General features: G+C 66.3%; 8 protein-coding genes. 3 read left to right on the top strand and 5 right to left on the bottom strand.

The annotated features are described in order from the left end of the window. Positions 1-160: 160 nt before the first annotated feature. Both IEY95_RS48385 and IEY95_RS48380 read right to left on the bottom strand, forming a co-directional pair. A complete protein-coding gene (locus IEY95_RS48385; protein WP_189192721.1) occupies positions 161-439 on the bottom strand; it encodes a DUF397 domain-containing protein in 279 nt (92 codons plus the stop codon). Continuing rightward, complete coding sequence (locus IEY95_RS48380; protein WP_189192720.1) at positions 399-1,247, bottom strand: helix-turn-helix domain-containing protein; 849 nt, start codon at positions 1,245-1,247, stop codon at positions 399-401. The genes IEY95_RS48385 and IEY95_RS48380 overlap by 41 nt, the downstream gene beginning before the upstream one ends. A gap of 92 nt (positions 1,248-1,339) precedes the next feature. Between IEY95_RS48380 and IEY95_RS48375 the strand changes: the two genes are divergently transcribed. Continuing rightward, positions 1,340-1,768 (top strand): ATP-binding protein, encoded by a 429-nt coding sequence (locus tag IEY95_RS48375; RefSeq protein WP_229703882.1) that lies wholly within the window; start codon positions 1,340-1,342, stop codon positions 1,766-1,768. 169 nt (positions 1,769-1,937) lie between these two features. Here IEY95_RS48375 and IEY95_RS50320 read toward each other — a convergent pair whose 3' ends face one another. Next, a complete protein-coding gene (locus IEY95_RS50320; RefSeq protein WP_268240566.1) occupies positions 1,938-2,387 on the bottom strand; it encodes a helix-turn-helix domain-containing protein in 450 nt (149 codons plus the stop codon). Between the two features lie 220 nt (positions 2,388-2,607). Between IEY95_RS50320 and IEY95_RS48365 the strand changes: the two genes are divergently transcribed. Together IEY95_RS48365 and IEY95_RS48360 are read left to right on the top strand one after the other, a co-directional pair. Beyond that, positions 2,608-3,621 carry a P-loop nucleotide/nucleoside kinase family protein gene (locus IEY95_RS48365; protein ID WP_189192722.1) on the top strand — a complete coding sequence of 338 codons (1,014 nt, stop codon included), beginning with the start codon at positions 2,608-2,610 and terminating at the stop codon, positions 3,619-3,621. Then, positions 3,618-4,169, top strand: coding sequence for a guanylate kinase (locus IEY95_RS48360; RefSeq protein WP_189192719.1), 552 nt, complete (start codon positions 3,618-3,620; stop codon positions 4,167-4,169). The genes IEY95_RS48365 and IEY95_RS48360 overlap by 4 nt, the downstream gene beginning before the upstream one ends. A gap of 24 nt (positions 4,170-4,193) precedes the next feature. On the opposite strand, the gene IEY95_RS48355 is transcribed toward IEY95_RS48360, so the two are convergent. Together IEY95_RS48355 and IEY95_RS48350 are read right to left on the bottom strand one after the other, a co-directional pair. Continuing rightward, positions 4,194-5,063, bottom strand: coding sequence for an NAD(P)-dependent oxidoreductase (locus IEY95_RS48355; protein WP_189192718.1), 870 nt, complete (start codon positions 5,061-5,063; stop codon positions 4,194-4,196). Beyond that, positions 5,053-5,724 carry an HAD family hydrolase gene (locus tag IEY95_RS48350; RefSeq protein ID WP_189192717.1) on the bottom strand — a complete coding sequence of 224 codons (672 nt, stop codon included), beginning with the start codon at positions 5,722-5,724 and terminating at the stop codon, positions 5,053-5,055. Before IEY95_RS48350 ends, IEY95_RS48355 begins: the two co-directional genes overlap by 11 nt. Positions 5,725-5,883: the final 159 nt, after the last annotated feature.

Here is a 5,883-nt window from a genome sequence, read left to right as displayed (position 1 = left end):
GGCGTCCTATTTGTCCTACTGTCGTCCTTAGTATGTGACGTAGGCCCTATGGGGTGCTTCACTCCGGAACGCGCGCAGAGTGTCCGAGCCCCCACGGAACGCTGCCGCGGAGTGTGACCTGGGCCGCAGATCACCTGGGCCCGAATGTGACCGGGGTCGCTCAGCCGGCGGTTGTGGTCGTCCAGTCGACGAACTTGGCGAACGTGGCGGGGGCGAGGGTGAGGATCGGTCCCGCCGGGTTCTTGGAGTCGCGTATGGCGATGGTGGCGGTGGGGGTTTCGGCGATCTCGACGCAGTCGCCGCCCTGGTCGCTGCTGTACGAGGACTTGCGCCAAGCGAGGGGGCCGAGCGGCGCGCATTCGACGCACTCGCCGCCTTGGTCGCCGCTGTAGCTGGACTTACGCCACTGGATCCCCGTCGGAATCGCGGTGTTCCCCATAGCGTTCCTCCATCGCGTGCCGGATCAACTCCGCCGAGTCCTTGAGGGAGAGTGCGGCGGCTTGGAGATGATCGTAACGGAGCGAACAGTCCTTGACGGTGTCCGAGTTGGCGGTGGGATGCCCGCTGCCGTAGCCCTCGGTGTAGACGATGGTCGGGTCGCTCGCGAAGCGGAAGAGGGTGAATGAGCCTTGGAGCCCCGCGTGCGCTCCCGCCGAGAACGGCAGCACCTGGATGTTGATCCGCGGGTTGCTCTCGAACGACAACAGGTGGGCCAGTTGGCCGCGCACGGTCTCCCGGCCGCCGATTTCCTGGTAGAGCGCGGCCTCGCTCATGACCATCCACAGAACCGGTGGCTCGCCCTTCTCGAAGATGCGCTGACGGGCCAGCCGTACTGCGGTGCGGTCGTCGAGGCCGGTCCGGTCCAGGGCGCCGAGCGTGGCACGCGCGTAGGCGCTGGTCTGGAGGAGACCGTGCACCATGTGGGCCTGGAACGTGCAGATCTCGGTGGCCCGCGCCTCCAACTCCGCCACCTGTTGGAACCAGGCCGGAAGTTGACTGCGCATCACGAGCTCGACGAGCCGGGAGAGTAAGCCGCCCGTGCCCAGCGCCGCGTCGGCCCGTTCGCTGAACTCCGGTGTCGGCAGCTTGCGGGCCGTTTCGATCTGGCCGACCAGGGAGCCGGTGTAGTTGACGATGTCGCCGAGCTGCTTCTGTGTCAGCCCGGCGCCTTCGCGGTAGCGCCGTAGCTCGAAGCCGTAGTAGTCGAGTGGTGAAGCGCCCGGGTCGAGGGCGTTGATGTGGGTCACGCGGAGCCCCCTCTCGCACAACTCGGCCCACTGGGGGACCGGTTGTATCCGTTCCGTAGCCGAGGGTAGTCGCACGAGGTCAGCCTCATAGGGTGAACGAATACTTTCCCCCCACCCTCCTGGGTCCCCGCCCCGCCCAGTACGGCATGCGGCTCACGGTCGGCGCGCACTCGGCGCGGCACATCCGGCGGATCGTCCGATCGCTGCTGGAGGAATGGGACTTGGCGGACCTGACCGACGCCGTGGAGCTCGGTGTGACCGAGCTGGTCGCCAACGTCGTACGGCATGTCCCGGACCGGAGGTGTGCGGTGCTGGTGCTGCGGCAGGCGGCGGGAGTCCGGGTGGAGGTCGCGGACGGCTGCCGTCAGCTGCCGTGTGTGCCGGGTGAGTCGTCGCCTGAGGCGGAGGGCGGCCGGGGGATCGCCCTGCTGGAAGCGGTGGTCGACAAGTGGGGTGTGGATCCTGGGCCCGGGGGCGGCAAGGTGGTGTGGTTCGAGTGTCGGGGCGGCTGTGACGGTTGAGCCGCGTCACGTGGGAGCGAACCGGATTCGGTTCCAGCCGTCCGCGCCGAAGTTCCCACCTTTGTCTGCGTTGTTGACCCCGCACGCCGCTTCCGCCTCGGGCGCACTGCTCTGTTCGTCAGTGGTGTGCGTTGCCCAGGTGGTGGGCTCCGGATTCTGGGGGGCGGGGTCAGGAGACTGCTTGGAGAGGCAGGGCCGGTGCGACCCGGGAAGGAAGAAGCATCGGTCCTGTGAGGTCGGCGGGTACGTCCAGGCCGTCCAGGAGCACAATGATCCGGTCGATGTTGGTGAGGCGCCGCCGCCCGGACTCCAGCATCGACAGGAAGGGCTGGCTCAGCCCCGTCAGGAGGGCCATGTCCTCCTGGCGGAGGTGGCCGCGCTCTCGTACGAGTTGGCAGAGCCTGCCGAAGTCCCGCTGAAGTAGGGCGTCTTTAACGTCTTGATGGGCCCAGACCTGGGCGGGGACAGAGAGGCGCGCCGGCTGCCCTGCCGTCCTGCTGCGGTTGCAGCCGGAACAGACGCTGTCGTCGTTGTACCGGCTCAGACGGCACTTGCACGTGGTGCACCGGCGAATGCCCCACGATGGTGCGATTACCTCGGTGGTTCGCGGCCCCGACACTGTGATCGTCTCCCTTGCCGAGTGTTCAACTTTGGCACCGGCCAGTGCTCCGCCGGTATGGGGCCCATCACATCTGCGATCGGTGTCGCGGAGTATCACTGAGGATTGGTGAAGCCGCTCATCATCCGGCGACGTGACTTTTCAACATCCGCTTACACATGGGTTCGCTCGGGGCAGACTTAGAGTCCCGATCATGGTGGGTAATGGGCAGGCGGTAGTCATGGCTAAGAGGCGCGCAGGGTGGCGTCCGGACCAGCTCCGCACCATGCGCGAAGCACATGGTCTGACGCTTGAGGGTGCCGGCGAGCGGCTACGCGAAGTGGCCCGCACTGCCGGACTGACCGTACCGGCAGCGAACTTCCAGACGCTGTGGCAACACGAACAGGGCGAGGTCTACCCAGGCCCTCACTACCGCCGGGCCTACTGCCTTCTCTACCGGTCCACCGAGCCCGAGTTGGGGTTCCGGAAGGCGCTGCCGGGTGAGCAGACGCAGATGAAGCTCACCCCGGCGGAGGGAGAGCCACTCGGCGACCACGTCCTGGCGGTCGAGCGCGCAGTGCTGCAGATCGCGCCAGGCGACACCGCCAACAGCAACAGTCAGGAAGTTCAGCAGCGGATCATTGATGCATGGAAGCGTCGCCACACTGGCGGCGACCCGAATCGGCCCACACTCTTGATGGTGGGGGGATTCGCCGGAAGCGGGAAGTCGGAGTTCTCGCGGTTCATTTCCCGGCTCACCGGGTGGCCGGTCCTCGACAAAGACCCCATCACCCGTCCGCTCGTTGAGCGTCTGCTGGTCGAGATGGGAAGCGACCCCAATGACCGCCACTCCCCGGCATATCGGGAGAAGGTGCGGCCCCTGGAGTACCAGTGCCTGCTGGAGACCGCCTACGCCAACGTCGACTGTTCCATCAGCACGGTACTCACCGCGCCATTCGTCGCTGAAGTGAGCGACGTGCAATGGATGCGTCGGCTGACCAACCGCTGCGAGGCACGGGGTGTGACCGTGGCGGTCATCTGGATCCAGTGCGACCTGGAGACCATGCACGAGTACATCAGCTTCCGTTCCGCAGCCCGCGACAGCTGGAAGTTGCAGAACTGGGACGAGTACGCTTCGACGATCGATCCGGAACTACGTCCAGCGGTACCGCACTTGGTGGTCGACAACCGTCTCGGCGCGGCGATATCCCTCACTGATCAGGTGCGGCAAGTCTTCGGGACGGTGTTCACATGAACCGGGGCATCCTGCTGTACGGTCCACCCGCATCCGGGAAGGACACGATCACCACCGCACTGCGCGAACTCAACCCCGCCTATGACGCTTTCGAGCGTTTGAAGGTCGGTAGCGGCCGTACCCGTGGCTATCGGATGGGATCCGCCGATCAGCTCACCGAGCTTGAGGAGCGCGGGGACGTCATCTACCGCAATGACAGGTACGGCAACATCTACCTCGTGGACCGTCCGGGCTTGGTCCAGGCCATGCAGGGCGGACGCATTCCTATCCTGCATCTCGGCCAGGTTGCCGGCCTTGAGGCGGTGGTGGACGGATTCCCCGCCTCGTGGACGAGTGTGTTGCTGTGGTGTTCGCGGGCGAGCACGGCAATCCGTTCCAAAGGGCGCGGCGACAGCGACACAGAGGCCCGCCTGGCCGCCTGGAACGCTACGGCCAAGGACATCAGGGCCAGGCCGGAATTCTCTTGGGACCTGCGGCTCGATACCGACACCGCTTCCCCCGCGGAGGCGGCGCAAGAGATTGATCTTCTGATGCGTCGCAGCCTCTGACCGCAGGCGAACCGTGCGGAGGCGCTACGGTTCGTCGCGCTCCACGAAGTCGTGGTCGACGCGCAGCAGTGAGAGTGCCTCGGCGATGGTGAGCTCGCGCTCTCGGGCATCCGACCACCGGCTGAGGACTCGGCTGGCTGCACGCATCAGGTCATCCGGCAGCCCGGCCTCCCGCAACAGGGCTGCTGCATCGTCGAGTTCCGGGCCCCAGCGCCAGGCCCGGGATGCTGTCTTGGGAATGTAGCCGGTCTCCGTCAGGTAGCTGCCGCCCCGTTTCCCGGCAATCTCGACGAGTTCGTCGGCAACGCCGCCGGCATCGGCGACGCTGTAGGCGAGCGCCGCCAGGACGCGGGATGCCTTCTGATAGCTCGAGTACGCCAGCTTCAGCGCGGATGCCGCTCCCACCTCGGCGCCCAGCACTTTGGTCTTCACGTCACTCGCGGCGAACAGTTCCGTGGCCCGAGCACAGCCGTGGTGGTCTCCGGACAGATACAACGTGGACTGCTTGCCGCCCACGGGCGGGGAGCCGACCACCGCGCCGTCGACGACAACAGCGCGGGGAAGCAGTTCTGCGACAGTCCTGACGCGGTGTGGCGTGATCGCATTCGCTTCGATGTACAACCGGCCATCGAAGCCGCAGGCAGCGACGTGCTGTGCGACATCCACCGCGGCAGCAGGCGGACACAGAGACAACAGCACATCGGCGCGCGTCACCAGTTGCCCGAGGTCCTGTACTTCTTCGAGGCCGGCGTTCTCGGCGCGGGCCCGGGACCGGATGCTGCGGCCGTCCGTGCACCACAGCACCCGCACGTTCTGTCTGAGTAGCTGGGCGCCGAACGCGGCGCCCATGCTGCCAGGGTGCAGCAGCCCCACGGTGATCGATTCAGAAGCCATCACGATGTCCTCGGCTCGGGGTGGTGAGCAGCAGATCGATCGCCTGCAGTACGTCGGTGGTGACATGGTCCGGCGCTGTGTCACCACCGGGCCATGGCCTACCACCGCTGATCCAGACAGTGCGTAGTCCGGCCGCGCTACCACCGTGGATGTCAGTGTCCACCCCGTCTCCCACCATCCAGCCACCGTGGGCAAGATCGACGCCGCAGGCAGCCGCTGCCTTCTCGAAGATCACTATTTCTGGTTTGCGCACACCGGCGGCCTCGGAGGTGCACACCGCATCAACGTGATCGGCGATACCCGCCCCAGCCACCTTCGCGTTCTGGATCTCGCTCGTACCGTTCGTGGCAATGGCCACCTTCCAACCGGCGCGTCGAAGCATGGACAGCCCCTCGAGCACGTGAGCGGGGCAAGTGACCGAGCGAGCCATGTGGGCCAAGTAGTCGCGCCACAGCGTCGCAGCCGAAGGGGCGAGACCGTACTGGTTGCGGATCGCTTCGAAGGTCTCAGGGCAGGCGCGCTCTCGCACGAACTGCAGCAAACGCAGTCGGGCATCGTCGTCCAGGGCGTGCTGCGCAGAGAAGGCCGAAACCCAGTCTGCCAAGGGGCCTTGGCGATCAACGAGTGTGTTGTCCAGGTCGAAGATCACCAGCCGCTGCATGGGAGCAGACCCTACGGGACCTGGTGCATGGCGAAGGCGGCGGCCCTGGGGATGGGGGTCGCCGCCTTCGCGCACGGGGGTGTGGCTTGGCTGTTTTTAGTACCAGCCGTTGGCCTGCCAGAAGCTCCAGGCGGCGGTGGGGCTGCCGTAGCGGGAGTT

Origin of the sequence: Streptomyces albiflavescens (genome assembly GCF_014645835.1) — a bacterium.
In the GTDB taxonomy this organism is placed as follows: domain Bacteria; phylum Actinomycetota; class Actinomycetes; order Streptomycetales; family Streptomycetaceae; genus Streptomyces; species Streptomyces albiflavescens.
This window is presented reverse-complemented; position numbering and strand designations above follow the sequence as displayed.